Annotated in this window: 25 protein-coding genes and 1 riboswitch; of the genes, 15 read left to right on the top strand and 10 right to left on the bottom strand. The window is 41.2% G+C overall.

All coding sequences use genetic code 11. The annotated features are described in order from the left end of the window. Positions 1-101: 101 nt before the first annotated feature. Positions 102-506, bottom strand: a complete 405-nt coding sequence (locus ACFVS1_RS17895; RefSeq protein WP_352926418.1) for a VOC family protein — start codon at positions 504-506, stop codon at positions 102-104. A 289-nt stretch (positions 507-795) separates the two neighbouring features. Between ACFVS1_RS17895 and ACFVS1_RS17890 the strand changes: the two genes are divergently transcribed. The 3 genes from ACFVS1_RS17890 (at position 796) to ACFVS1_RS17880 (ending at position 3489) form a co-directional block, all read left to right on the top strand. Further along, positions 796-1065, top strand: coding sequence for a DUF1292 domain-containing protein (locus ACFVS1_RS17890; protein WP_137020263.1), 270 nt, complete (start codon positions 796-798; stop codon positions 1063-1065). Between the two features lie 381 nt (positions 1066-1446). Beyond that, entirely contained in the window at positions 1447-1875 is a 429-nt protein-coding gene (locus tag ACFVS1_RS17885; protein WP_387549501.1) for a cell wall hydrolase, read from the top strand. A 147-nt stretch (positions 1876-2022) separates the two neighbouring features. Next, positions 2023-3489: a PAS domain-containing sensor histidine kinase gene (locus ACFVS1_RS17880; RefSeq protein WP_387549499.1), complete on the top strand. Its 1467-nt coding sequence runs from the start codon at positions 2023-2025 to the stop codon at positions 3487-3489. A gap of 37 nt (positions 3490-3526) precedes the next feature. On the opposite strand, the gene ACFVS1_RS17875 is transcribed toward ACFVS1_RS17880, so the two are convergent. Beyond that, entirely contained in the window at positions 3527-4519 is a 993-nt protein-coding gene (locus tag ACFVS1_RS17875) for an NADPH:quinone oxidoreductase family protein (RefSeq protein WP_352926409.1), read from the bottom strand. Positions 4520-4681: 162 nt separating this feature from the next. Here ACFVS1_RS17875 and ACFVS1_RS17870 point away from each other — a divergent pair, with 162 nt between their 5' ends. Beyond that, a complete protein-coding gene (locus ACFVS1_RS17870) occupies positions 4682-5122 on the top strand; it encodes a peptidylprolyl isomerase (protein WP_095679904.1) in 441 nt (146 codons plus the stop codon). Between the two features lie 77 nt (positions 5123-5199). Here ACFVS1_RS17870 and ACFVS1_RS17865 read toward each other — a convergent pair whose 3' ends face one another. Both ACFVS1_RS17865 and ACFVS1_RS17860 read right to left on the bottom strand, forming a co-directional pair. Then, on the bottom strand, positions 5200-6138 hold the full coding sequence (locus tag ACFVS1_RS17865; RefSeq protein ID WP_352926407.1) for an oxidoreductase: 939 nt from the start codon (positions 6136-6138) through the stop codon (positions 5200-5202). Between the two features lie 97 nt (positions 6139-6235). After that, positions 6236-7006 carry a TSUP family transporter gene (locus ACFVS1_RS17860; protein WP_387549496.1) on the bottom strand — a complete coding sequence of 257 codons (771 nt, stop codon included), beginning with the start codon at positions 7004-7006 and terminating at the stop codon, positions 6236-6238. A gap of 212 nt (positions 7007-7218) precedes the next feature. Here ACFVS1_RS17860 and ACFVS1_RS17855 point away from each other — a divergent pair, with 212 nt between their 5' ends. After that, positions 7219-8001, top strand: a complete 783-nt coding sequence (locus ACFVS1_RS17855; protein ID WP_387549494.1) for a TrmB family transcriptional regulator — start codon at positions 7219-7221, stop codon at positions 7999-8001. A 64-nt stretch (positions 8002-8065) separates the two neighbouring features. Here the strand turns inward: ACFVS1_RS17855 and ACFVS1_RS17850 are convergent, their stop codons facing one another. Then, positions 8066-8419: a hypothetical protein gene (locus ACFVS1_RS17850; RefSeq protein WP_352926400.1), complete on the bottom strand. Its 354-nt coding sequence runs from the start codon at positions 8417-8419 to the stop codon at positions 8066-8068. A gap of 184 nt (positions 8420-8603) precedes the next feature. On the opposite strand from ACFVS1_RS17850, the gene nagZ reads away from it, so the two are divergent. Both nagZ and ACFVS1_RS17840 read left to right on the top strand, forming a co-directional pair. Then, positions 8604-9842: a beta-N-acetylhexosaminidase gene (gene nagZ / locus ACFVS1_RS17845; RefSeq protein WP_387549492.1), complete on the top strand. Its 1239-nt coding sequence runs from the start codon at positions 8604-8606 to the stop codon at positions 9840-9842. A 91-nt stretch (positions 9843-9933) separates the two neighbouring features. Next, on the top strand, positions 9934-10122 hold the full coding sequence (locus ACFVS1_RS17840) for a hypothetical protein (protein WP_352926395.1): 189 nt from the start codon (positions 9934-9936) through the stop codon (positions 10120-10122). A 167-nt stretch (positions 10123-10289) separates the two neighbouring features. On the opposite strand, the gene ACFVS1_RS17835 is transcribed toward ACFVS1_RS17840, so the two are convergent. Both ACFVS1_RS17835 and ACFVS1_RS17830 read right to left on the bottom strand, forming a co-directional pair. Further along, a complete protein-coding gene (locus tag ACFVS1_RS17835; protein WP_034310428.1) occupies positions 10290-10691 on the bottom strand; it encodes an SET domain-containing protein in 402 nt (133 codons plus the stop codon). Between the two features lie 263 nt (positions 10692-10954). Continuing rightward, on the bottom strand, positions 10955-12580 hold the full coding sequence (locus tag ACFVS1_RS17830) for a M4 family metallopeptidase (RefSeq protein ID WP_387549489.1): 1626 nt from the start codon (positions 12578-12580) through the stop codon (positions 10955-10957). A gap of 443 nt (positions 12581-13023) precedes the next feature. On the opposite strand from ACFVS1_RS17830, the gene ACFVS1_RS17825 reads away from it, so the two are divergent. The 3 genes from ACFVS1_RS17825 (at position 13024) to ACFVS1_RS17815 (ending at position 16733) form a co-directional block, all read left to right on the top strand. Further along, positions 13024-14505, top strand: a complete 1482-nt coding sequence (locus ACFVS1_RS17825) for an amino acid permease (protein ID WP_387549487.1) — start codon at positions 13024-13026, stop codon at positions 14503-14505. A gap of 239 nt (positions 14506-14744) precedes the next feature. Beyond that, positions 14745-15848 (top strand): CaiB/BaiF CoA transferase family protein, encoded by a 1104-nt coding sequence (locus ACFVS1_RS17820; RefSeq protein WP_387549485.1) that lies wholly within the window; start codon positions 14745-14747, stop codon positions 15846-15848. Between the two features lie 360 nt (positions 15849-16208). After that, positions 16209-16733: a hypothetical protein gene (locus tag ACFVS1_RS17815; RefSeq protein WP_387549483.1), complete on the top strand. Its 525-nt coding sequence runs from the start codon at positions 16209-16211 to the stop codon at positions 16731-16733. Positions 16734-16840: 107 nt separating this feature from the next. Here ACFVS1_RS17815 and ACFVS1_RS17810 read toward each other — a convergent pair whose 3' ends face one another. Further along, a complete protein-coding gene (locus ACFVS1_RS17810; RefSeq protein WP_387549481.1) occupies positions 16841-18301 on the bottom strand; it encodes an aldehyde dehydrogenase family protein in 1461 nt (486 codons plus the stop codon). A gap of 115 nt (positions 18302-18416) precedes the next feature. Here ACFVS1_RS17810 and ACFVS1_RS17805 point away from each other — a divergent pair, with 115 nt between their 5' ends. After that, positions 18417-19295, top strand: coding sequence for a LysR family transcriptional regulator (locus ACFVS1_RS17805; RefSeq protein ID WP_387549479.1), 879 nt, complete (start codon positions 18417-18419; stop codon positions 19293-19295). A gap of 55 nt (positions 19296-19350) precedes the next feature. On the opposite strand, the gene ACFVS1_RS17800 is transcribed toward ACFVS1_RS17805, so the two are convergent. Further along, positions 19351-20454 carry a 5-methyltetrahydropteroyltriglutamate--homocysteine S-methyltransferase gene (locus ACFVS1_RS17800; protein ID WP_352926377.1) on the bottom strand — a complete coding sequence of 368 codons (1104 nt, stop codon included), beginning with the start codon at positions 20452-20454 and terminating at the stop codon, positions 19351-19353. A gap of 82 nt (positions 20455-20536) precedes the next feature. After that, a riboswitch (SAM riboswitch) is annotated at positions 20537-20638 on the bottom strand. A gap of 156 nt (positions 20639-20794) precedes the next feature. Between ACFVS1_RS17800 and ACFVS1_RS17795 the strand changes: the two genes are divergently transcribed. The 4 genes from ACFVS1_RS17795 to glpK all read left to right on the top strand — a co-directional run bounded on the left by ACFVS1_RS17795 (position 20795) and on the right by glpK (position 24500). Then, on the top strand, positions 20795-21223 hold the full coding sequence (locus tag ACFVS1_RS17795) for a hypothetical protein (RefSeq protein WP_352926374.1): 429 nt from the start codon (positions 20795-20797) through the stop codon (positions 21221-21223). A 172-nt stretch (positions 21224-21395) separates the two neighbouring features. Beyond that, entirely contained in the window at positions 21396-21938 is a 543-nt protein-coding gene (locus tag ACFVS1_RS17790; protein WP_048683275.1) for a glycerol-3-phosphate responsive antiterminator, read from the top strand. Positions 21939-22163: 225 nt separating this feature from the next. Next, the gene (locus ACFVS1_RS17785; protein ID WP_352926372.1) at positions 22164-22988 is read left to right on the top strand and encodes an MIP/aquaporin family protein; all 825 of its coding nucleotides are present in this window, start codon (positions 22164-22166) and stop codon (positions 22986-22988) included. A 21-nt stretch (positions 22989-23009) separates the two neighbouring features. After that, complete coding sequence (gene glpK / locus ACFVS1_RS17780) at positions 23010-24500, top strand: glycerol kinase GlpK (protein ID WP_387549476.1); 1491 nt, start codon at positions 23010-23012, stop codon at positions 24498-24500. 178 nt (positions 24501-24678) lie between these two features. Here glpK and ACFVS1_RS17775 read toward each other — a convergent pair whose 3' ends face one another. Further along, complete coding sequence (locus ACFVS1_RS17775; RefSeq protein WP_387549474.1) at positions 24679-24972, bottom strand: hypothetical protein; 294 nt, start codon at positions 24970-24972, stop codon at positions 24679-24681. Positions 24973-25022 lie beyond the last annotated feature (50 nt).

Here is a 25022-nt window from a genome sequence, read left to right as displayed (position 1 = left end):
GGTTAAGTAAAGAAAGGTTTTTTATCTGTAAATTTTGCCAAAATATTGAAGAAACGTTAAAAAGCAGAAGTCTTTAAGACTCTGCTTTTTTAGTATGCTTTTTACCTTTGGAAAAATTCAATCCACTCTTTTTCCGGTCCATATATGTAGAAATAGCGATAACCATTTGGAAGAGTGACGATCTCTTCATCAATCAGCTCGGTGTTATCCAAGCTTTTGATCCGGGCATATTCTTCTTCGATATCATCCACGGTAATGGCAAAATGGTGGATCGTTGCTTCGGATGGCAGTTTGTCGCTATATCCCTGAATCAATTCTATTTCTGTTTCATCGGACTCTTCGTAACCCAGGAATGCCAGTTCGATTACCCCATTAGTATGAGTCATGCGTCCTTTTAATTTTAAATCCAGCACATCTTGATAAAAGGCGATGGATTTTTCAATATCTTTTACAACAACGCCAATGTGATCTACCCTCTTCACAGCCAAGAAATCTTCCTCCTTCATTAAATTCAATTTGCTAATATTAGTATATATAAGATTATTCGGAATATAATTACATTTTTATAGCCGTTTTTAGATAATTTTTAAATGATGTTAATAAAGGTAAAGTATTGGTAAATAATGAAAAATGCCAAATGGCTTCTGGGATAATACTTTTCTTCCATAATATCTATTGATTCATTCTTAAGAATGAAATTTAACATTTTCCAGGGCAAAAATTTGTTTCTAAATGGAATAGTAGATATACTATGGAAACAACTCCATTATTAATGGATATGAGAGGAGAGGTAGTATGGGGAAAATTCGTGAAGGTGAAATATTCACTCTTACTGATGACAGTGATGAAGGCCATGAAGTTGAGGTTTTAGGTTCATTGGATGTAGAAGGAACGGAATATGTTGCAGTAGGTTTGCTTGAAGATATTGAAGAGGATACAGATGAAGATATCGATATTTTCTTTTTCAGGGTCGAAGGCGAAGGTGAACTGCTTGATATCGAATCGGATGAAGAGTTCGAAAAGGTATCCTTGGCGTTTGAAGCGGCATTTGAAGCGAAAGAATGACAAGATAAAAAGACGGAACAATGTGTGCGGCCTCCGTTTACAGACAAAAAGGTTTCGGAATGACACCATTCCGAAACCTTTTTGAGTTAAGAGAGTGCCTTAAGGCAATTGTACAAACCCTTAAAAACTGTAGATAAACTAGACTTTGATCGAGTTTGTCTACAATCCGAGACGCACAATATGTGCGCCTTTTTTATATGTATAAAGTAAGTATTGGCCCCGCCTTCGCCAAATACCATGATAGCCACGCGTGCTATCCAGCCTTACTTAAGTATAGGGTTGTATTATTGATAGGACGTGTACTCCATATGAAGATTTTGTTAATAAACGGAGTATTTTTCCATCTCCGAGGCATAGGATAAAAAAAGTGGAGGTGATGGAATGGCCGTTGTAAAGCACACTGATGCCGATATAGCCTTATTGGCAAGATTGCTTAGAGCGGAAGGCGAGGGCGAAGGTGATCAGGGCATGTTGATGATCGGTAATGTAGGGATCAATCGGATTAGGTCGAATTGTTCTGATTTCAAAGGGCTGAGGACGATTCCAGACATGATTTATCAGGAGCATGCCTTTGAAGCTGTACAGAAGGGGTATTTTTATCAGCGGGCACGAGACAGGGAAAAAAGACTTGCACGCCGAAGTGTAAATGGTGAAAGGATATGGCCCTCGAAATTTAGCCTATGGTACTTCAGGCCACCGGGAGATTGTCCGGAAACCTGGTATAATCAACCTCTGGTTGGACGTTTCAAGCTTCATTGCTTTTATGAACCAACAGGTACGGAATGTCCAAATATTTATAATACATTTTAAGAAAGAGGCTGAACCTTATGCGGGTTTGGCCTCTTTGTGCATCAATCCTTAACTTGGAAAAATCATATGATAATACTGGCAAATGATTTACTGATACTGTAAAATTGAGACTGTAAATTTCCGGATAAGAAAGGAATAAAAAAATTGATGAGTAAAAGGCTTATTAATTATGGACAAGGGAAAATGGGGGAACGGGCGGAGGATAATACCGAGAAATTTAAGTCTTTCATGAAGAATAACCCGGACGCCATTTCCATTGTTGATCTGGAAGGAAAGGCCCTTCAAGTGAATGCAGCTTTTGAAGAGTTTTTCGGTTGGACGAATGATGAGCTCATAGGCATGCCGTTTCCAATCATTCCTGATTTCTTGAAGAAGTCAGTCAATGAGCTGCATGACCAGATTAAGGCAGGGGTACAAAAGAAAGGCTTTGAAACGGTCAGGCTAAGGAAGGATGGCCAGTTAATCGATGTAAGTATTTCCCTGTTCAATATCCGTAATGATGAAAATGAGCCGTGTGCACTCGTTTTCGCTTATCGGGACATCACGAATCAAAAACTTGCTGAAGCTGCCTTGAAGGAAAGTGAGCAAAGGTATCGCAGTTTAGTTGAGGTCTCACCTGAAGCGATTTTTGTACATCGCAATGGGATCATCGAGTATATGAATCCCATGGGGGCAAAAATGCTTGGGATGGATAGTGTGGAAGATATTATCGGTAAATCGGTTTTTCAGTTCGTTCACCTGGAGTCCCGGGAAAGTGTACAAAAAAGAATCGAGATCATGAGGGACGATCATCAGGCTGTTGGTTTACTGGAACAAAAGTTCATTCGACTTGACGGACAAGTATTTTATGGAGAAACACTCGGTCTCCCGATTATATATAAAGGTCAACCGGCCATACAGGTATTTTGCAGGGATATTACGGAGCGTAAAAAGACCGAAGAGCTGCTCTGTAAATCCAATATGTTATCGGCGGTAGGACAGATGGCTGCGGGCATCGCACATGAAATAAGAAATCCATTAACTACGGTCAAAGGATTTTTACAATTATTAAGGGAATACCCTGAGCAAAAGGACTATCTTGAAATGATGGTCAGTGAAGTAGAAAAAATCGAAAAACTTGCCAATGAGTTTTTAAGTTTAGCAGAGCCTGAAGCGAAGGTTTGTGAAGTCATTCAGCTTAACGATATATTGGATAGTGTGATTACGTTAGCTGAGTTTCAAGCGATATTGAATGATGTCGAAGTCATCAAGGAATATAATACGGATTCGGCATCTGTCTTTGGCGAACCGAATCAGTTAAAACAAGTATTCACGAATGTCGTCAATAATGCGATAGAAGCCATGCCGAATGGCGGCAAACTTCATATACAGTTAAACCATGAAGGTGACTCTGCAATGATCCGGTTCACTGATCAAGGCTGCGGAATCTCAAATGAGCGCATGAAGCATCTAGGGCAGCCTTTTTATAGCACCTCTGAAAAAGGAACAGGGTTTGGGCTCATGGTCAGCACTAAAATCATCCATGAGCATAATGGGGAAATTCATTTCAGCAGCGAAGTGGGAGAAGGGACGATTGTAGATATCAGTCTCCCTATCAATGAAAGTTCACAATGAAAAGTGACGAGAAGCCATGCTCTCGTCACTTTTTGGATTATAGCTTAACGATCGTTCTGCCTCTTGCTTCCCCTTTTAATAGGGTAGGAAGGACGTCAGGCAATTCTTCAAGTGTAATTTCCTGTTGAACGAGCTGTTCTAAATGCTCTAGTTTAAAGTCGGTGGCAAGGCGATGCCAAACTTTCAATCTTGTATCCATAGGGCAATTGACCGAATCGATCCCAAGAAGATTAACCCCTCTTAGGATGAAAGGAAAGACGGTGGCAGGAAGGCTTGTACCAGCTGTCAATCCACTGACCGCCACAGCCCCGCCATACTTGATTTGGCTAAGGACCGATGCTAACGGTTCACCGCCGACGGGATCTACCGCCCCGCTCCACTTCTGCTTGCCCAGTGCCCGCAGCTTGCCATCATATACATCTTCTCGCGATACAATGGTCGCTGCACCGATTTTCTTCAAGTATCCATGTTCCGATTCTTTTCCTGTACTCGCCTCAACGGAATAGCCAAGTTTGGAAAGGATCGAGACAGCGAAACTCCCGACCCCGCCAGTTGCACCAGTGACGAGAACGTTCCCTTGCTCAGGGGTGAGGTTATTTTCTTCCAATCGCAGAACCGATAGTGCTGCAGTGAAACCGGCCGTTCCGATGATCATCGCCTCTTTCATTGTAAGGCCATCAGGAAGCGGGACGATCCACTCTGCAGGAACACGGGCAAACTGACTATAGCCTCCTGATTGGGAAACGCCAATCCCGTAGGAGGTCGCAATGACTTCGTCTCCTTCTTTAAAGCGGGAATCCTCAGATGAAACGACAACACCAGCCATATCAATGCCCGGAACGATCGGATAGCTGCTGACGATGTTTCCATTCGGAATGGCCGCAAGGCTATCTTTATAGTTCACACCGGAATAATGAACACGGATGAGCACTTCGCCTTGAGGTAGATCATCGAGTGATAGTTGCTGAATGTTAACGGTGAATTGATCATCTTGCTTGTTCACGACTAAAGCATCAAATTGCTGAATCATGGTACGTTCCCCCTTATAATAATGAATCTACTCCATTATAAATGAAAAAATATAGGAATGTATAATGATACTATTCGAAATAAGTACCGCTCGCTTTTCTTTCTGCTTCTAAAAATGGTACTATTAGATTTGATTCAGTTCATATTAAAGGAGATGTTTTACATGGCTAAAAAAGGATACATACTTATGGCAAACGGAGAAAAAATCGAATTCGACCTTTTCCCGAACGAAGCGCCGAACACAGTGGCTAACTTCGAAAACTTAGCAAACACAGGATTTTATAATGGTGTGGTCTTTCACCGTGTCATTCCTGGTTTCGTAAGCCAAGGCGGAGACCCAACAGGTACAGGCGCAGGCGGAAGCGGCACGCAAATCAAATGTGAAACAGAAGGAAACCCTCACAAACATGAGGCAGGCAGTCTATCTATGGCACATGCCGGAAAAGATACTGGCTCAAGCCAATTCTTTATCGTGCACGAACCACAACCGCATCTTAACGGTGTTCACACAGTATTCGGTAAAGTGACATCTGGACTTGAAACAGCCAAAGCTATGAAAAATGGCGACAAAATGGAAAAAGTAGAAGTTTTTGACGCTGAATGATGAAAGCGAAAAGAGGGGGCATTATGCTCCCTCTTTTTTTTGCACTGTTCATGAGCGAAAACAGGGGAAAGATACAGTCATTTTGGTGTAATGCTTTCGGTGAAACGATATTTGACCTCTGTCAAGGTTTCTGAAATATCCCATAATCTTTTTGAAGTTTCTTCATTATATAAGGTATCGATGATATCGTCTTTTCTAGGAAAGCCTTTTCTGCTCTTCTTTCCATCGGGTCCGATATACTCCCCGCCTGTTAATGTAGGTTCAGTTGCGGCATAAAGGGTAGGCAATGCTCCCATACTTGCCGGCTGGGTGATGGTTTTCGAAAGAAAGTGCACGAATCTATTTATGGGTTGGCCAGATCCGCGTGACATGAGATTAGTATGGGAAAGGCCAGGATGACAGGCAACACTGATCGGGGTTGCACCATGCTGGTTGAATTTACTCTGTAATTCGCGGGCGAAGAGTAGATTGGCCAGCTTGCTTTGCCCATAGTATTTCATTGGTTTATAACCGTTTTCACCATTTAAATTTTCGAAGTCTATATATCCATTGATGGCGGCTAAGCTGCTCAATGTGACCACACGCGATTTTGGCGTAGAAAGGATACGCGGAAGAAGGAGACCTGTCAAAGCAAAATGACCGAGATGATTGCTGCCGAATTGAAGCTCAAAACCATCTTTCGTTTTACTGTAGGGAGGAATCATCACACCTGCGTTATTGATGAGGACGGAGAGAGATTCATAGTTTTCCTGAAAGGAATCAGCAAAATGACGAATGCTGCTTAAATCACTTAAATCGAGCTGCATCACTCGTACATTTGCCTTAGGGTGGACCCCTAAGATTCTATCGACCGCCTTTTCTCCCTTTGAAGCATTCCGGACAGCAAGGATGATCTCTGCTCCCTTACCGGCCAGTGCAAAAGCCGTTTCGAAGCCAAGGCCACTATTGGCACCAGTGATCACAATGGTTTGCCCTGATACATCTGCCATTTCTTCGCCATTCCACTTTTCAATCATCCAACCACACCTTTCCACCAGTCTATACCTATCATATACCCAAATAATTCCTATATGTCACATAATGTGGCGGGAATCAGGTGCTGAATTCGATTTTTTAAGAAAAAGTTAAGTAATCCATTATATTTTTCATGATCAGAATGACGGTTACTATGATAAATAATACTCTTACATATGCCACTCCCTTCTTAATGGCGAATCTAGAACCGGCCAAGGCTCCAGCTATCATGGAAATCCCCATCGGTATTCCATAGGTAAAGTTGACGGTATCAAGGTATATGAACATGATCAGTGCTGCCAAATTACTTCCGAAGTTCAAAAATTTTGCATTTCCTGCAGAGTGCAAAAAATCAAAGCCAATCATTAAAAAGGCAAATAAAATGAAAGATCCCGTTCCAGCACCCAAAAAACCATCATAAAAACCAATGGCAAATATAGCGAACGCAAATAGTGCAGTCTTTTGCCATGTGAGTTTATGGTAAGTCGATTTCTGTCCCCAGTCCTTTTTAAAAAAGGTATAAATGGCAATAGCTATTAATAGAACCAAAATCATTGGCTTTAATAATTCAGGGGAGACGAAATTGACAACCCAAGCTCCTAGCAGGGAACCTATGAAAATTAGTGGGAAAAGTTTGGAAACCTGTTTGAAATCAACCTTACCTGAGCGAATGAAGGCGATGGTACTTGTTAAAGACCCCATGGAACTTGCTAACTTATTCGTTGCGATTGCTGCTGAAGGGGAAAGTCCTGAAAATAATAAAGCGGGTATGGAAATCAGGCCGCCGCCTCCGACTACAGAATCAATGAATGCTGCCAAAAACCCGAAAAACATCAGCAGCAAAAGTGTTGAAACTTGTATATCCTCCATCTAAGAAGCCTCCGTATCAATAGCATTATGGCTGGATTGCTTGTTTTGCTGAAGCCATAACCCATTTATATTAGTCACTATTAAGATAGTAACTAATAGAAGCTGTTCTGTAAATAAGAATATTATGAGTCATACCGATTGAAATCGAATAGATTTCGATAAGAGATTTGGTATGATAGGCATATAACTTACTAAAAGCACTAGGAGGTACTATGCAAGATATCATTCAAAAAATACAGTCTCTCGGGTTTAGTCAATATGAAGCAAAGGCTTATGTTTCTTTGGTTCGCCAAGGCCCAGCCAGTGCCTATCAAGTAAGCAAGGAATCAGGAATTCCAAGGGCCCGTATCTATGAAATATTAAATGGACTGCAAGAAGAAGGAATCGTCTTAAAAGAGGAAATCAATGACTCGATACTATATTCACCGCTGCCAGTCGATGTTTTTTTGGAATCGGTTCAATCAAAATGGAACAATACCTATCAATCCATCAGCCATACACTAAAGCAATTCGAGAAAATCGAACCGATGTCCGACAATCGTGTAATGACGCTTAAAGGTGAAGGGCACATCCTATCCTTCTGCCGTACTTTGATTCACAAAGCCGAGAAAAGGGTGGTAGTTTCCTTATGGGACGAGATGTATGGAAAACTTGAACAAGAGCTAATAGGGGTCGCCGGGCATTGCACTCTCAAGGGGATTGCATTTCAGGTTGAAAACCCATTATCAGGTATAGATAAACATCGCAAAACAAGCTATGTGGAAAATATCGGAGAAAATAAATGGTTCATTTTATCCATCGATGGCAAGGAGACGATTTACGGCCCTTCTCCCGAAACGAGGGAAACGGCGTTTTACACAGATGATCCCATTCATATCAATTTTCTCGAAAATTACATTTGGCATGATATCCTCGTTAACCGCTTGGTTAAAAAGGATGAAGAAGATGCCGAGAAATGGATTTCAAGTGAAAGAGACCGTTTTTTCTCCCTATAAGATTTGAAAAAAGCTGATAACCCCATATGCAGGGGATATCAGCTTTTTTATTTTTGTAACGAAGTCATTCGGATAGAAGGGTTTTAGGAAATCTAATGGCCATGGGCAAGCTGGATTTATCCCGATAAGACCTGTAAGACACAATCGTGTGATTATGCGCTTGAACATCCAACTGGAGAACCTGTGAGCTTTTCATTTCCAAATAGTACGTAACGTCTTCTTTTTGTAAATGATAAAAAGAAAAAGGTATCCCTAAAAGGTTTTTCCTGATTAGTTTTGTTTCAGGCTGATTGATGATGTGCTCACTCAATTCCGCTATTGTAACAGAAGTTGTTCCTGTAATGGCCGTTATTTTTTCTTTTGCATAATCGACTGCATGACTGAAAGTGACGGCAATATTCTTCAAGATTCCGTTCATGGGGGGGCATCTCCTTTGAATTAGGCTATGTATGTAGTATTGTACGCGGCTAAAGGTTTATGCAAAAAAATCGGCAATGATGATATAGAACTGTCACTTTATGAACATGATTAAGAAGTGTGCAGCGAAATCAATAAAAGGGCTATCAAGGAAGGACAGAGAAAATGTCAAAGAAGGTCAAAGCATGAAGAATAAAAAAAATATATATTGGGGTCTGTTCCTCATTGCAATCCTCGCTTTTACAGTGTTGCTCATTCAGTTGAATATGGATGTGAATTCCAGAGAGGAAAAACGAAAAGACACCGGTGCGGATAGTCACGAGAGGATAGAAAAATTGCTGAAAAAAATGACGCTTGAAGAAAAAATCGGACAGCTTATGATGGTAGGTTTTAAGGGAACTGAAAAGAGCAGTGAAATTACGGAGCTTATTGAACAAAAACATATAGGGGGCGTCATTTATTTTGACCGTAATATGAAATCCCCTAAACAAGTTGCTAGGTTATCCAATTCACTTCAGCAAATGGCCAATCAAAGTACCCATTCGCTTCCGTTGATGGTGGCCATCGATCAGGAAGGCGGGGACATCATTCGGATGAAGGAACGGGTATCGCCCCTCCCTGCACAACAGGATCTTGGAAAAAATGCATCTGCTGAAGACATGTACAAGGTGGCCAAATTGAATGGGACAGAACTAGGATCCATGGGAATTAACATTAATTTCGCCCCTGTTCTTGATCTATCGAAAACGGATAATCGCTCATTTGGACAAGATCCGGAAAAGGTGTATCAATATGGAAAGAAAACCATTCAAGGCTTGAACGATGTATCGATAACTGGTGCATTGAAGCACTTTCCTGGAAACGGACGGAGCGAAATCGATCCGCATGTCGAAACATCATCCGTGGAGGCAAACCAACTTGATCTGGAAAATTCGGATATTTATCCTTTTAAGCAAATCATAAGTGAACTGGATAACCAAAAGTTTTTCGTGATGGTGACCCATATTAAATATCCAGCCTATGATAAAGAAAAACCAGCAAGCCTTTCTAAAATAATCATCGAAGACCTGCTTCGGGGGAAACTCAACTATGAAGGACTTGTCGTTACCGACGATTTGGAAATGGGTGCTGTGAACAAGTATTTCTCCTATGAAGAGATGGGGAAGCAGGCAATCCTTGCAGGAGTTGATTTATTACTTGTCTGTCATGAATATTCCCATGAGCTTGAGGTATATAACGGATTACTGCAAGCAGTAAAAGCAGGGGAAGTTCCAATGGATAGAATTGACGAGTCAGTGAAAAGAGTGCTGACATATAAACTTTACAATATGAAGCAAACGAAAGCTGACCCGGAACAAGCTGAAAAAGTCGTGAAAAATCCCGATAGCATAAAGTTTATCGAAAGGCTGAGCGATGATAAATAAAAGCGAAACCGCTCTCTCAAAAGGATGCTTTTGTTTAAATCGGCTGATAGGGGGAATACTATATAGGACTAACTTGAAGGAGGAAACTAACATGCCATCAAACAAAATGCTTGGAACCGTCCTGATAGGAGCTGCTGCATACTTAATGCGCAATAAGAAAACCCGTGAAAAAACGATGAGTCAAATAAGATCCTTAGCCACACCGGAAACTATTGATAAGGTTAAGGGCCAATTCCAATCAATTACCAAAACGAAATCAAGTAACCCGTCCATACGTTAAGGTTGACCCCATTAAGTTATTCTTAATGGGGTTTTTTATTGCTTATATCCTTTTAGTATAGTCCAGCAGTGAATGCATCAAGCAGGAAAAAGGAAAAGCACCCGCTCTTTCGAAGACCCTTGGACAGGTCCTTCAAAAGTACAAATGCTTTCATGAATGATCAATGATCATTCAGCTTCATCTTCACCGTCATTTTCTTTATTGAACCAAAGCGGATCCTCATTATCGACTTCACCATTATAATTAATCAGGATTTCTTCCCCTGCTTTTATGTCGGTGTAAGCAAAGAAATCAAACGTATGATTCTTGAAGTTAATATCATACGTAGCGTTGGGTGTATAAGAATGATTAAACAGCATGCCATAGCCTAAAAGCATGGCAGTATGGTTTATACCATATTCAAACGCATAATCAGCCAGCAATGTCTTCTCTATGAAAACATGCTCCTCGTTTGGATATGCAATGACAGGTGCCTCATGCAAAAGCTCACCTTTTTTAATATCTCGTGTTGCGAATACGCCTCTATTGAACTCACCATCACTGAGTGTGGAAGTTTTAACTTCAATCATGTTCGTCACCTACTTGTTCTATTCAATATAGTCCAGATCATCTAAGCTTGACAGTTAATAAGAAGAAAAGCAACTATTTTACGGAATTAATCATTTTTAGCAAACGACAAGATTGTTTTTATTGGGGTTCTTCCCATACCAAGAGACGGAATTCTTCACAGGAAGGCCCAAAAAAGGGCAGCGAACTGCTCAAATAATCGGGATAGCCCCGCATAAGAAAAAACACCTCCGCTAGAGAGGTGTTTGATATATAGGTAAATCTCTTAATTCACACCGACAGCTGTAAAGGCATTTTTGACTGCCGTGACTTCTGCACTGCTTGAACCGTATAAATCAGAGGCCGCTTGTATGACTGCCGCTCTAGCTTGTGAAAAAGTCGAAGAGGAAGTTAAATAAGTTGTGTTTGCCCGGTAAAAGATGGTTCCCAGTTTATCAATGCCGATCCCGGATACGGTCACGCCATGGTGAGTTCCGCCTGCAGAGATTAAATAAGCTGCCTTATTAATGATTCCGCTGTTCGTGTGAACTCCGCCGTTATCACCCGTTCCCGTATAACGGTTCGAATAATGGTCAGGGTCACCATTCAAGGTGGGATTAGCCATCGAGCGGAGTGCATCACCGGAAATGTTAGGTGTGTAAATATCTTCTCCTACCAAATAATCGGCTTTGGCACTTTGATTTTTAAATTCTACAACGGTTCCAAAAATATCAGATATCGCTTCATTCAAAGCACCGGATTCATTTTGATAGGTAAGGTTCGATTCCGAGGAAGTCACGGCATGCGTCAATTCATGTGCAACGACATCGAGCCCCCCGGACAATGGGATGAATGTCGTGCCATCTCCATCACCGTAAACCATTTGGGTGCCATCCCAGAAAGCATTATTGTATCTTGAGCCATAATGGACGGTTGATTTCAGGATGGTTCCATTTCCATCATAAGAGTTTCGTCCAAATGTCGATTTGTAATAATCATAGGTTTTACCCGCATAATAATGGGCATCCACCGCAGCTTTATCGGCAGAAGCAGTAAAAGCATTTGTTGTGTTGGAAAAGAGTGTACCAGGCAATTTTGAACGGTTATTGGCATTATAAGTGAAGATACCTTTACCGCGTGTATTGTCTTGTAAGTAGTATTGACCGTTGGATAAGGTAGTGTTCAGCGACACGGTATTGTTTAAGACTCCCGTGCCCGTTCCGACGGAATTGGTTCCCGTCACTTCATCTAGTGTATTATATTTATTCAGGATTTTACCCGTTTTGACTGAAATGAAATAATTATGATTTCCCGGTTCCGGACTTAAGAATTTCAAATTGACTTTATATACATAATCGGCCTTGCCTTCATTTGCGTATACATATAGGTCAGATTCAGGTGATTGTTCATAGGCAGGAGTGAACCCAAGATCCGCTTCCGCTATTTTGATAGCTTCGGATTTACTGATGCCTTTTTTAGCCTTTTTGCCTAATTTCGTGTTTAGATTGGCTTCAACGGTACCGGAAACGACGGTCAATACACCTTTAGCGTCAATCAATACGGCTTGTGTGGAATTCCATACAGGTACGCCTTTATAGGTTTGTTGCAATCTAAGGACGGTATTGCCTAGCTCATCCTTGCTTTCTTTCTGAATCGTGAAGGAGTCTTTCGCCTTTTGCCTTTCTAGCTTGTAAGACTTTTTGTTTTCATCAAAAAAGGTAAGGATGATATCTTCTGCCGTTTGCTTCGATGGGTCCGTAAGTTTCCCAGACTTGAATTCTAGCGAATCCTTATGCTTATTGTACTTTTCAACACTTAACACTTTTTTTGCCGCTAAAGCTTCTTGATGGGGAATAGCAGAAAATAATAGACCGATGGATAGTGCAGTTCCTAAAAATACCTTACCTTTCATAACACTCAACTCCTTCATGAGAATACCTCATTTTTACATTGTTTCATATTTATTATCAAATGGAGTAAACTTGCAAAAAATATGACATTTAAAGGAATAAAATGGAGAAAAATGGTTTTTAATAGTAATATTCTTTGAATATATTCTTTTAGTAATATTTGGAATGCATTAAAATTAAACCAAATGAATAAAAGTGCAAAAAAACATGGCATAATGTGCAAAAAAACGTGGCGTAAAGTGCAAAAAAATTTGTCTATTTAAGGCGATTTCTTTGATGATTTGTTGAATATTGCGTTTTATAAATTTGGCATGAAAATTGCATATATTCAGAAAAGGAATTCTAATTGTAAATTAGGTCTATTTGAAAGTCTATGAAATAGGAAAATTTATTAAATGGATTTCTCCATATATGAAAGCGCTTATATAGAAAGGGATGAAAATTTATGATACCAAAACAAGAACAAGACATCTTGCATCCTCCACAGCAAGAAGGACAAGAACTAAAGCGCGGTTTAAAATCCCGCCATTTAACGATGATTTCCATTGGCGGGGCTATCGGCACCGGGCTGTTCCTCAGCAGCGGGGCAGCCATTCATACAGCTGGACCAGGCGGCGCATTACTTGCTTATGCCTTAGTTGGGGCAATGGTGTACTTTGTGATGACGAGCTTAGGGGAACTGGCAGCATTCATGCCGACAAGCGGCTCATTCAGTACCTATGGATCGAAATTCGTCGATCCGGCATTTGGGTTTGCCTTGGGATGGACATATTGGTTCAATTGGTCGATGACGATAGCGGCAGAGTTGGCAGCTTCGACAATGATCATGAAATTCTGGTTTCCGAATAGTCCATCATTGTTGTGGAGTTCATCATTCTTAGTGCTCATTTTCCTATTGAACTATTTATCCGTTAAAGGATATGGTGAAGGGGAATACTGGTTTTCCTTCATAAAAGTCACGGCCATCGTTATTTTTATAATCGTCGGGCTGCTAATGATCGTCGGCATTATGGGCGGCGAAGCAGTAGGTTTTAAAAACTTCACCGTCGATGATGCTCCTTTCCCGGGTGGGTTCATGGGTGTCTTCATTGTATTCATAGCGGCTGGTTTTTCTTTTCAAGGTACTGAAATTGTCGGTGTGGCTGCCGGTGAGAGTGAAGATCCAGCAAGGAATATACCGAAGGCCATTAAAAGTGTATTCTGGAGAATCCTGCTCTTTTACGTATTTGCAATCTTCGTAATTGGACTGCTTATCCCTTATACGAACTCAAGTTTACAAGGCGATAACGTCATGGTAAGTCCATTCACGCTCATTTTTGAAAAAGCTGGAGTGGCCTTTGCTGCTTCGCTTATGAATGCCGTCATTTTAACAGCGGTATTATCAGCAGGTAACTCCAGTCTATATGCATCAACGCGTATGTTATATTCAATGGCAAAAGATGGACAAGCACCGCGTATTTTTGCAAAACTTAATAAACGCGGAGTACCGGTTGCAGGCATGATTTTGACATGTTCCATCGGCATGCTAGCCTTTTTAGCCTCCGTATTCGGTGATGGTAAAGTGTATATTTGGTTAATGAATGCCATTGGAATTACAGGTTTCATCTTTTGGCTGGGCATCTCCATCAGCCATTACCGTTTCCGGAAAGCATTCATCGCTCAAGGTCATTCATTGGAGAAGCTGCCTTATAAGGCATTATGGTTTCCGATAGGTCCGATCTTTGCCATATTAATTGGCCTGATCGTCATCCTGTCCCAAAATATCCAAGCCTTTTTCTCAGATCAGATCGATTGGGGCAGTGTTATGGCTGCATACCTAGGAATCCCGCTTTTCCTTGGTCTATGGTTTGGCTATAAACTGATAAGAAAAACTAAATTCGTTAAACTTGATGAAGTTGAATTTGACTTTGACAAAAAATATGAATGAACAACCTTAAAGTGAAATCAGCCGGACAATGCAGTATTGAGTTGTCCGGCATCTACATATTAAGCTCATTATCAAAAAGCTAGGAAGCCGATTCCTAGTTTTTTATTTTTGTTAAATGGAAATTAATACAAATCCAATGAGAGGTGTTATATGATAATCGTAATCTCTGCTAAATTGAATGTACAAAACGAGGGGGAAAGCTTTTAATATTTTCAATGGAAAGGGAAGGTGCACGGCTGATGACCTTATTGACTCATTTAAAAGTATTGGACTTTTCAACGTTACTGCCAGGCCCATTTGCCACTTTGATGCTAGCGGATTTAGGAGCGGATGTTTTGAAGGTAGAGAGGCCGGGAGCAAAGGATTCATGGGGTGTGAACCAATATCTTAACAGATCGAAGAAGTCGATTACACTGGATTTAAAACAATCTGAATCAATCGAATCTGTAAAAAACCTAGTGAAGGAATACGATATCGTCATAGAACAATTCCGTCCAGGAGTGATGGAACGTCTGGGGCTGGGGTATGAGGCATTAAAATTGATCAATCCAAAGCTGATTTACTGTTCCATCACGGGCTTCGGCCAGACTGGTCCCTACAAAGACCGACCGGGACATGATATCAATTATATTTCGATTGCAGGCTTATCAGGCTATTCCGGTACGAAAAAGGGCGGACCGGCAAAAAACGGAACCCAAATAGCAGATCTTGCTGGAGGCTCACTGCATGCTGTTATTGGTATATTATCTGCAGTCATTCACAGGGAAAGAACGGGATTCGGCCAAGCCATCGACATCAGCATGACCGACTGCAGTTTTGCCTTGAATGCCATATCCGCACCTTTGAATTTACAAGGGGGCCTCGAGCTTGAACCTGAAAAAATGATGTTAAACGGAGGGTCCTTTTATGACTTTTACGAAACGAAAGATGGACGCCATTTTTCAGTAGGGAGCCTTGAGCCCCCATTTCGAAAAGCATTATGCGAAGCAATCGGTGCACCCGAAATGTATGAACTGAGCATGAAAAGCGATGAAGAAAGCGAAATCAGGTTTAAAACGGCCATCCGACTGGCCTTCCTTGAAAAGGATTTTCATGAATGGCAGGAAATATTCGCTGATTTCGAGGCCTGTGCAGAACCAGTGCTGACCTTCACCGAAGCGGCCGAGCATCCCCAATTGAAGGAGAGGGGAATGATCGTCGAGGTACCTGACGGAAAAGGAAATGTCCAGAAGCAAATCGCCTGCCCGATCAAAACATCGGTTTTCACCCCTGAATATAAACATGCAGGCTTGAGGCCAGGGCAAAACAACGCAGAAATTCTTCGCCCCCCCATCATTAAATAAAGATGAAACGCTATCACTTTTCCGGAATTTCAGGGAAGGAGATAGCTTTTTTTTGGCGGAAGGTCGAATAAAGCTGAGATAGGTCGAATTAATCGGTGAAAGGTCGAATAAAGCTGGAGATAGGTCGAATTAATCGGTGAAAGGTCGAATAAAGCTGGAGATAGGTCGAATTAATCGGTGGAAGGTCGAATAAAGCTGGAGATAGGTCGAATTAATCGGTGGAAGGACGTAAGGAGAAGAGAACAATTATCCCCTTTTCACTTGTGGAAAGCAACATATGTTTACTGTGAAAATTTACTAGTTATAACCAATGTGTGCAGGGTATCAGAGTAGCATCTTGGTAAGGAGGGTTGCTTAAACATGTTTGGTCTCTCTGATATCATTAAATTTCTATTTTCCTTTTTTTTAATCATGCCGATCGTTACGCTGATACATTTGAGCGGGCATATTTTCTTTGTTACGATCTTTGGAGGATCAGAAAAGAAAATCTTGATTGGTTGTGGTAATAAACTTTTTGCTTTTCGGAACATAGAGGTGAGGAAATATTATTTTTGGAATGGGACTTGCGAGTTCAAGGGTTTGAAACATGATAATCGATTGACGAATACGATGATATATTTAGGGGGGGCTATCTTTAATTTAATCAGCATGCTGATCATATATAGCTTAGTGTATCAGAATATCCTGGACAGGTCGGTAATCTGGTATCAATTTATCTATTTCTCTTTCTATGTTATGTTTTTCTCCTTGTTTCCGATGTATTTCTCGGACGGATCGCCTAGTGATGGGAAGGCTGCGGAATTAGCCTTGAGGAACAAGCTGGAAGATAGGGTGACGGATGATATATTTGTGAAGAAAATGGATGATGATGATTGCTGCAAGTGAAAAGGGGACGTGCTGGTGGCCGTCCTTTTTTTGTGACCTTTCCTTAGTACAAAAAGGCATCTGTATACATCCTGAAAGGTTGTACCAGATGCCTGATGAATTAATGGTTAAAATGGATATTCACGATATTGTGTTTGAAGGGAAATCCATTTCGTAACAGTGAATTCTTCGACAATCCATGGGCTTCCGAATCTGCCTAAACCACTCATTTTGTTCCCGCCGAATGGTATGTTCGTTCCATCGTTAACGGTTTGATCATTGATGTGTGTCATTCCGCTGTCGATTTGCAACCCTAAGCGTTCTCCCTTTTCCAGATCAGAAGTGAAGATAGCCGAGCTTAAACCATAAATGGTGTCATTGGCGATATCGATGGCTTCTTCATCTGTTTCTGTTTGAATGATGGACACGACAGGAGAAAACATTTCTGTTTGTGCGATTTTATCCGAGTTCTGTACGTCCCGGAAAATAGTTGGTGTCAGTACATTGCCAATGCGTTCTCCCTCGAGTGCAACATTGACCCCAGCAGCTTTAGTTTCCTCGATGATTTGTTGTACTTTTTCTAATTGACGCTCGTTCACAAGTGGTCCAATGATTGTTTTAGGATCTAATTGGTCACCAAATGGAAGAGCTTTTGCACGTTCAACGAATTTTGCAGTAAAGTCTTCGTAAAGGTCTTTATGCACGATTATGCGGTTAATGCACATGCAAATCTGTCCTTGGTGAATGTACTTTCCAAAGATTGCAGCATCAACGGCACGGTCCACATCTGCATCAGATAATACAATGAAAGGATTATTACCGCCAAGCTCCAGCGCAACTCGTTTTAGGTTTTTCCCTGCAATGGCCCCGATGTGCTGTCCTACAGGAGTAGAACCTGTGAAGCTGATTAATTTGGGAATCGGGTTTGTCAGCATGCCATCACCGATTTCTTCCAGGTCAGTTAGGATCATATTAAAGACTCCTTTTGGAAGACCGGCATATTCAAATGCTGCAGCAATGATGATTCCTCCAGTAAATCCAACTTGAACGTCCGGTTTATGAACGACTGCATTTCCTAATGCAATGGCTGGTGCGATGGTTCTCATTGACAAGTTCATCGGAAAGTTAAACGGAGATATTGAAGAAATAACTCCTAGTGGCAGTCGATGTATATGATTGACTTTATGATCTATTGCTGACGGAACCTCATGCAGTTGATATATTTCATCCACCATGTTAGAAGATTCTTCGACTATTTCCATAGTAAGCTGAAATTCAACATTTGCTTTAATAAGCGATCCACCCGTTTCACGGGAAATCATTTCAACGATTTCATTCCGATTTTCCTGGAGGAATTCACCAACTTTAATCAGGACCTGACGACGTTTTTCAGCTGTTGTTTTTGCCCAACCTTTTTGAGCGTTTTTTGCTATTTCAAATGATTCATCGAGCTGTTTTGATGTAGCCAAGCTCACATTTGAAATCACGGCATTATTGTATGGGTTTAAAATATTATATCTGCGTTGACTTGAGCCTTCCACCCATTCCCCATTGATGAAACTTTTGTTTAGTTCCTTGAATTTCTCCATTTTGAACACCCCTTTATGTTGTAAACAAATATATTTTACTGCTGTTTGTATCATATTTAAAATATCTATATAATTAAGTTTATATACGATTTACATATATATCAGAGGTGCCAAGATGGATATTAGACAATTACGATATTTTCTTATTCTTGCAGAAGAAGGCCAGGTTTCCCGTGCAGCAAAAAAATTGAATATGTCACAGCCGCCATTAAGCCAGCAGCTCCGCCTTATGGAAGAAGAATTAGGGACTACTTTACTTGAGCGAAAAAGGAACGGTAAAAGTATGGAGTTGACCGAAGCTGGGAGGGTACTTTACGAGAAGGCTAAGAATATGCTGCAATATTTCGAGGACTCCTTGCTCGAAGTGAAGGAAACGGGTGAGGGAATTAAAGGTACCCTTTCAGTAGGTTCCGTACTTGCTTATATGTCTTATTTACCTGATAAAATTAATAATTTCAAGAAAAAATATCCTTCCGTTGCCTTTAAAATATTCGCAGGAGATCCATATGAAATAAGTAATTATTTGGAGAATCAGGATATTGAACTTGCCATTGTTCATTTACCTGTCGAGATGAAGGGTCTTTCCATTTTGAACATAGGACAAGTGCCGAATGTTTTTGTTGTACCTGAGGGGTGGGACAGTTTCACTTCGAAGGATAGGGTCCATTTAAAGGATATTGAAAATATCCCATTGCTTTTAGTGCATAGGGAAAAAGGACAAGGGATTTATGAAGAAATTATCGAGGAATTTAAAAAGCGGGAAATACAGCCAAATATTTTATGCGAATGCCATGATGTAAATGTTCTGCTCTCACTGGTTTCAGCTGGAGTTGGGGCGAGTATTGTTCCGAAATCAGCTGTTTCACCTCATATTATAAAAGGAGTGAAAGTGTTGGATATTATCGATTCTTCAATTCAATCGAATATAGCTTTGGTTTTTAGACAAGATCGTTATCTTTCAAAAACGGCAAAACATTTTATTGAGCTGTTTTGAAGAAAAGCTAGGCCTTCTTAAAGTGCCTAGCTTTTACGTTACATGTAAAGATGAATCATTCCCATACTTCTTTTGCTACATCAACAACGAATTTCAGTTTTTCCCATTGCTGGTCTTCGGTCAGCTTGTTGCCGTGATGGGTGGAGGCAAAGCCGCATTGCGGGCTTAAGCATAATTGTTCGAGAGGAACGAAGTCTGATGCCTCCTTGATGCGAGCCCTGACTGCTTCCTTGTCTTCGATTTCTCCATTTTTTGAAGTGACGACACCCAGTACGACCCGTGCCCCGCCATTTGGAATGAATTCCAATGGTTTGAAATCCCCTGAGCGTTGATCGTCATATTCCAGGAAGAATCCATCGACTTTTTCTTTTGCCAATAAAGTTGGGGCGATACGGGCATAGCTTCCTTCAAACGCCCAAGTTGACTGGTAGTTCCCACGACAGAGGTGTGTGGTGACGACAAGGTCTTCTGGTTTTCCTTCCAATGCGCCATTAATTACGCGAAGTGCAAGGTCGATTAACTGTTCCCTCGTATATTTTCCATCTTTGAACTGGAAATCCGGAGCTGAAAGTCTGGCAATATAAACATCATCCAATTGAAGATAACGCACACCTGCTTCATAAAAGGCTTTCAAAGCATGCTGATACGCCTTGATGATATCATTTGCATAGTCTTCAATATCAGGGTAGACGTCTTCATTATGAATGCCTGCAGCAAATAATTGATTCGGACTGGGAATGGTTTGCTTGGCCACGGCACGTCCGTTCACGATTTTGTTCAATTCAATGAAATCACGGATGAAGGGATGTTCAGGATTGAATGAAACCTTCCCGGTATTGCGAACGTTATATCTCTCTGTTTCCACACCATCGAACGTGAGACCTTTTTCAGTCACATATCCCTCGATGCCATTTAAATGTTCGAGGAAGTCGAAGTGCCACCATGTTCGTCTGAACTCACCGTCGGTAACGGCCTCTAATCCAACTTCAATTTGTTTTTCGACAATCCGATTGATTTCTTCGGTCTCAACTTCACGAAGACGCTCTGCTGAAATGGTACCTTCCTTATAGTTCTTTCTGGCAATATGTAAACGTTCTGGTCTTAATAAACTTCCAACGTGGTCGGCCCTGAATGGCGCTTTCGTTAATGTGATTGACATGTTGCATTCCTTCTTTCTCTTTAAAAATAAAAAACCTCTTCTTAAAAATAAGAAGAGGTGTAGGCAACGAAGCTATATACTCTTCTTATCTTCAAGTTTTTACACTTCTGGAATTAGCACAGTACATGAATCGTCTGTTGCTGAGGCATCAAAGGGCCAGTCCCTCCACCTCTCTTGATAAGAGTTGTCTATTGAATTAAGTATGACTATACAGGTAGTTTGTACAAAGGTCAAGCGTTGAAGGTGGAAAATTTAGAATTTACCGATTATTAATTTGGGCAGAAATGTTAACTGCATCGGGGAACCCGGCATATGCTTTGAGTAGGGAGGGAATGCGAGGATGAGTACATTCAATCCATTCAAAAATGGCATACCGATAACGGTTACTGAAGCTATGATAGAGAGAATCATAAAAATGAAATCCTCTGGTCCGGATATTAAAGTCGAGATTACGCCAAAGCATATTGTGCTTTCCGGAACGATGGAAGTGAAAAAAATGATGTTTAAGAAAAACGTAGCTTTCCGGATTACATTAAAACCGGTTTCTGTGGAAAAAAGAACGATATCATTTGAATTAGTGGAAATGGAACCAATTGACAGGAATTTCATCAACCAAAGGATATTTAACAGACCGCCATTTTTTGAATATGAAAAAAGAGCGATCAAAATGAATGTTAATGCTTGGGACATCGTGAGAAAAATTCCAGTGGGCACAATTAAATCGTATGAACTTGTCGAAGGTGCATTGAAAATGAAACTCTCATTATGAGTTAAGGGATATTTTACATACAACCTTATCCGCAATCTATAAAGGGAGTGCCAGGTATGTTAGTGTTATGGTGAGATTGGTCATGAAAAAAATGTGATTGATAAATCAAGCTCTTTAAAATATACTAAATAACTTGAAGTTTTGAGTTTTTCTGGGAATGAGGAGGATAATGATGGATCAAAAGATTTTACCTGCTTCAGCAAGCATGAAGGATTTTGAAAGATTTCTAGAAAGCTCCTATGAAATAGGTGTGTTTCTTGATTTGCATATATCACAATTGAAAAATGTAAGTATGATGGCAAAGCAGCATAATAAGAAAATGATTTATCATGTCGATTTGATCCATGGCATAAGAAGTGATGAGTACGCGACAGAATTCATTTGTCAGGAATATAATCCCTATGGGCTGATTTCGACTAAATCAAGCGTAATATTGAAGGCAAAGCAAAAGGGGGTCATTGCGATCCAGCGAATCTTTTTAATAGACTCACATGCGCTTGAGAAAAGTTATAAGCTGGTGCAGAAAACCAAGCCGGATTATATCGAGGTGTTGCCGGGTGCCATGCCATGGATGATAAAAGAAGTGAAGGAACGATTGCAGACACCCATTTTTGCAGGTGGCCTCATACGTACTTCGGATGAAGTCCTGAACGCTCTTGATGCCGGAGCGTCGTCGATCACCACTTCCAAAACTGAATTATGGGATATCGTCTAATAGGGGGAAATTGAAAAAAATACAGAAAAATAGATTAATTTTTCACAAAATATTGACAGCGTTTTCATAACCTAGTATATTTTACAGTACAAGTTAATATATGTGACGGAGACTAGGAGATTCACAACAGATCTATTCATAATTTATTTATGAAGATAGTTCTGCTGTGGATCTCCTTTTATTTGTTGGCAAGGTTTAAAAAATTATCAGGGGAGGGGTTTTATCATGACTCCATTTTGGGGAGAAGTGTTAGGCACGATGATATTAGTTGTATTCGGAGCAGGTATTGGGGCTGGGTCATCCTTAAAGGGTTCCTATGCAAAAGATGCCGGCTGGATCGTTGTCACGATTGCGTGGGGATTGGCCGTTACCATGGGTGTTTTTGCAGTGGGATCCATAAGCGGGGCGCATTTAAACCCGGCGGTCACAGTAGGGTTTGCCATTATTGGAGAATTTCCTTGGAGTGATGTGCCCGGTTACATCGTTGCCCAAATGATTGGCGCAATCCTGGGCGCAACTCTAGTATTCCTGCACTATTTGCCACATTGGAAAGCAACGGATGATCCAGGAGCGAAGCTTGGTGTGTTCGCGACTTCACCTGCGATCCCGCACACATTTTCAAATCTATTAAGTGAGATGATTGGAACTTACATCCTTGTTCTTGGATTATTATTTATAGGTGCCAATGATTTTACAGAGGGTCTAAACCCATTCGCAGTCGGGTTATTGATTGTCGTGATCGGGATGTCACTTGGCGGAACGACAGGATACGCCATTAACCCGGCCCGCGATCTGGGTCCGCGCATCGCTCACTTTTTGCTGCCGATACCTGGTAAAGGCAATTCTAATTGGGGCTATTCATGGATTCCGGTCGTTGGACCGATTGTTGGGGGTTCACTTGGTGCCGTTTGTTATCAAGCATTCTTTAAGGGGGAAATAACAGCAGGATTTTGGTCTGTTTTGGGTGCAAGCCTGGTACTATTGATATTAGCCTATGCTTTTGGTAAAAAACAGTCACATGAAATGGAAAGCAGAAATATCGCCAGTTAATTAAAAGGAGGGGCATACACAATGGAAAAATACATTTTATCATTAGATCAAGGAACAACAAGTTCGCGGGCGATTTTATTTAACGAAAAGGGGGAAATCGTCCATTCCTCCCAAAAGGAATTCACGCAGCATTTCCCTAAACCAGGCTGGGTCGAGCATAACGCCAATGAGATTTGGGGATCGATCCTGGCAGTGATTGCAGGTGTACTATCTGAATCCGGTGTAAAGCCAGAGCAAATTGCCGGGATCGGGATCACTAATCAGCGTGAAACGGCCGTCGTTTGGGATAAGGAAACAGGTACCCCTGTTTATAATGCGATTGTATGGCAGTCCAGGCAAACAAGTGAAATCTGTGATGATTTGAAGGAAAAGGGACTTAATGATCTATTCCGGGATAAAACGGGATTGTTGATAGATGCCTATTTTTCCGGAACGAAAGTGAAATGGATCCTCGATAATGTGGAAGGGGCACGACAAAAGGCGGATGAAGGCAAGCTATTATTCGGTACCATCGATACTTGGCTGATCTGGAAGCTATCAGGAGGCAAGGCTCATGTAACGGACTATTCCAATGCATCCCGGACATTGATGTACAATATCCATGAACTGAAATGGGATGAAGAACTGCTTGAGATATTGACTGTACCAAAGTCGATGCTGCCGGAAGTAAGGCCTTCCTCTGAGGAATATGCACGTACGATCGAATATCATTTCTTCGGCCAATCGATTCCAATCGCAGGGGCAGCCGGTGATCAGCAGGCAGCATTATTCGGCCAAGCCTGCTTTAATGAAGGAATGGCTAAAAATACGTATGGAACAGGCTGTTTCATGCTCATGAATACAGGATCCAAGGCTGTCAGCTCCGAACACGGACTATTGACGACCCTTGCCTGGGGACTGAATGGGAAGGTCGAATATGCACTGGAAGGCAGTATATTCGTAGCGGGCTCCGCCATCCAATGGCTGCGCGATGGCCTGCGGATGCTTCATGATGCCAAGGACAGCGAAGCCTATGCAAAACGGGTGGAAAGTACAGATGGAGTATATGTGGTACCGGCTTTTGTAGGACTTGGAACTCCATATTGGGACAGCGAAGTGCGGGGAGCAGTTTTTGGTTTGACGCGCGGCACATCAAAAGAACATTTCATTCGTGCCACACTTGAATCACTGGCATATCAAACGAAGGATGTCCTTGATGCAATGGAGGCGGATTCAGGAATCGAGCTGCAAACATTAAGAGTGGATGGCGGGGCAGTCAAGAATGACTTCTTGATGCAATTCCAAAGCGACTTACTACGTGTGCCCGTGGAGAGACCGACCATAAACGAAACTACAGCATTAGGTGCTGCATACTTAGCTGGCCTGGCTGTCGGGTATTGGAAGGATCAAGAAGAAATCTCCCGGCAATGGGCGGTAGACAAAACCTTTAAAAACTCCATGGAAGAGCAAAATAGTGAAAAATTATATGAGGGCTGGAAAAAAGCTGTACATGCCGCTATGGCGTTTAAATAAAAAAACAAGATGTATTCTTTCTCAAATGAGCTGGAGTATGCTATAATGAAATCAAGTTAATAACTCGGCCGGAGAACAGGAGAGACCATGAATGCGTTATCGTTAATTCGATAATGTGCATTTATGGTCTCTTTTTTTGTTTTTAATGGCAGATTAGGGATATTAATATCTATATAAACTATACGAACAAATGAACCAATTGAATATAATGGCCGAACTCACGAGTAAACCGTGTGAATTCACGAGTAAAACACTCGAATTCACGAGTAAAAGTGGAGAATTCACGAGTAAAGAGCTCGAATTCACGAGTAAATGTGCAGAACTCACGAATAAAGCGTGCAAATTCGCGCGTAAAGAGCGAGTTCACGAGTAAAAGTGCAGAATTCACGAGTAAAGAGCTCGAATTCACGAGTAAAAGTGCAGAATTCACGAGTAAAGAGCTCGAATTCACGAGTAAAAGTGCAGAATTCACGAGTAAAGTGCTAGTTCACGAGTAAACCGTGTGAATTCACGAGTAAAAGT

The sequence above is a fragment of the Peribacillus sp. NPDC058075 genome, assembly GCF_042885195.1.
In the GTDB taxonomy this organism is placed as follows: domain Bacteria; phylum Bacillota; class Bacilli; order Bacillales; family DSM-1321; genus Peribacillus.
This window is presented reverse-complemented; position numbering and strand designations above follow the sequence as displayed.

Coding starts and splice junctions, on each gene's coding strand:
- nagZ (WP_387549492.1), top strand. CDS start 8,604: ATGAAGAATAAAAAAAATATATATTGGGGTCTGTTCCTCATTGCAATC.
- ACFVS1_RS17840 (WP_352926395.1), top strand. CDS start 9,934: ATGCCATCAAACAAAATGCTTGGAACCGTCCTGATAGGAGCTGCTGCA.
- ACFVS1_RS17805 (WP_387549479.1), top strand. CDS start 18,417: ATGGATATTAGACAATTACGATATTTTCTTATTCTTGCAGAAGAAGGC.
- ACFVS1_RS17885 (WP_387549501.1), top strand. CDS start 1,447: ATGGCCGTTGTAAAGCACACTGATGCCGATATAGCCTTATTGGCAAGA.
- ACFVS1_RS17870 (WP_095679904.1), top strand. CDS start 4,682: ATGGCTAAAAAAGGATACATACTTATGGCAAACGGAGAAAAAATCGAA.
- ACFVS1_RS17875 (WP_352926409.1), bottom strand. CDS start 4,519: ATGATTCAGCAATTTGATGCTTTAGTCGTGAACAAGCAAGATGATCAA.
- ACFVS1_RS17820 (WP_387549485.1), top strand. CDS start 14,745: ATGACCTTATTGACTCATTTAAAAGTATTGGACTTTTCAACGTTACTG.
- ACFVS1_RS17810 (WP_387549481.1), bottom strand. CDS start 18,301: ATGGAGAAATTCAAGGAACTAAACAAAAGTTTCATCAATGGGGAATGG.
- ACFVS1_RS17865 (WP_352926407.1), bottom strand. CDS start 6,138: ATGATTGAAAAGTGGAATGGCGAAGAAATGGCAGATGTATCAGGGCAA.
- ACFVS1_RS17835 (WP_034310428.1), bottom strand. CDS start 10,691: ATGATTGAAGTTAAAACTTCCACACTCAGTGATGGTGAGTTCAATAGA.
- ACFVS1_RS17895 (WP_352926418.1), bottom strand. CDS start 506: ATGAAGGAGGAAGATTTCTTGGCTGTGAAGAGGGTAGATCACATTGGC.
- ACFVS1_RS17850 (WP_352926400.1), bottom strand. CDS start 8,419: ATGAACGGAATCTTGAAGAATATTGCCGTCACTTTCAGTCATGCAGTC.
- ACFVS1_RS17890 (WP_137020263.1), top strand. CDS start 796: ATGGGGAAAATTCGTGAAGGTGAAATATTCACTCTTACTGATGACAGT.
- ACFVS1_RS17880 (WP_387549499.1), top strand. CDS start 2,023: ATGAGTAAAAGGCTTATTAATTATGGACAAGGGAAAATGGGGGAACGG.
- ACFVS1_RS17790 (WP_048683275.1), top strand. CDS start 21,396: ATGGATCAAAAGATTTTACCTGCTTCAGCAAGCATGAAGGATTTTGAA.
- ACFVS1_RS17795 (WP_352926374.1), top strand. CDS start 20,795: ATGAGTACATTCAATCCATTCAAAAATGGCATACCGATAACGGTTACT.
- ACFVS1_RS17800 (WP_352926377.1), bottom strand. CDS start 20,454: ATGTCAATCACATTAACGAAAGCGCCATTCAGGGCCGACCACGTTGGA.
- ACFVS1_RS17855 (WP_387549494.1), top strand. CDS start 7,219: ATGCAAGATATCATTCAAAAAATACAGTCTCTCGGGTTTAGTCAATAT.
- ACFVS1_RS17860 (WP_387549496.1), bottom strand. CDS start 7,006: ATGGAGGATATACAAGTTTCAACACTTTTGCTGCTGATGTTTTTCGGG.
- ACFVS1_RS17785 (WP_352926372.1), top strand. CDS start 22,164: ATGACTCCATTTTGGGGAGAAGTGTTAGGCACGATGATATTAGTTGTA.
- glpK (WP_387549476.1), top strand. CDS start 23,010: ATGGAAAAATACATTTTATCATTAGATCAAGGAACAACAAGTTCGCGG.
- ACFVS1_RS17830 (WP_387549489.1), bottom strand. CDS start 12,580: ATGAAAGGTAAGGTATTTTTAGGAACTGCACTATCCATCGGTCTATTA.
- ACFVS1_RS17815 (WP_387549483.1), top strand. CDS start 16,209: ATGTTTGGTCTCTCTGATATCATTAAATTTCTATTTTCCTTTTTTTTA.
- ACFVS1_RS17825 (WP_387549487.1), top strand. CDS start 13,024: ATGATACCAAAACAAGAACAAGACATCTTGCATCCTCCACAGCAAGAA.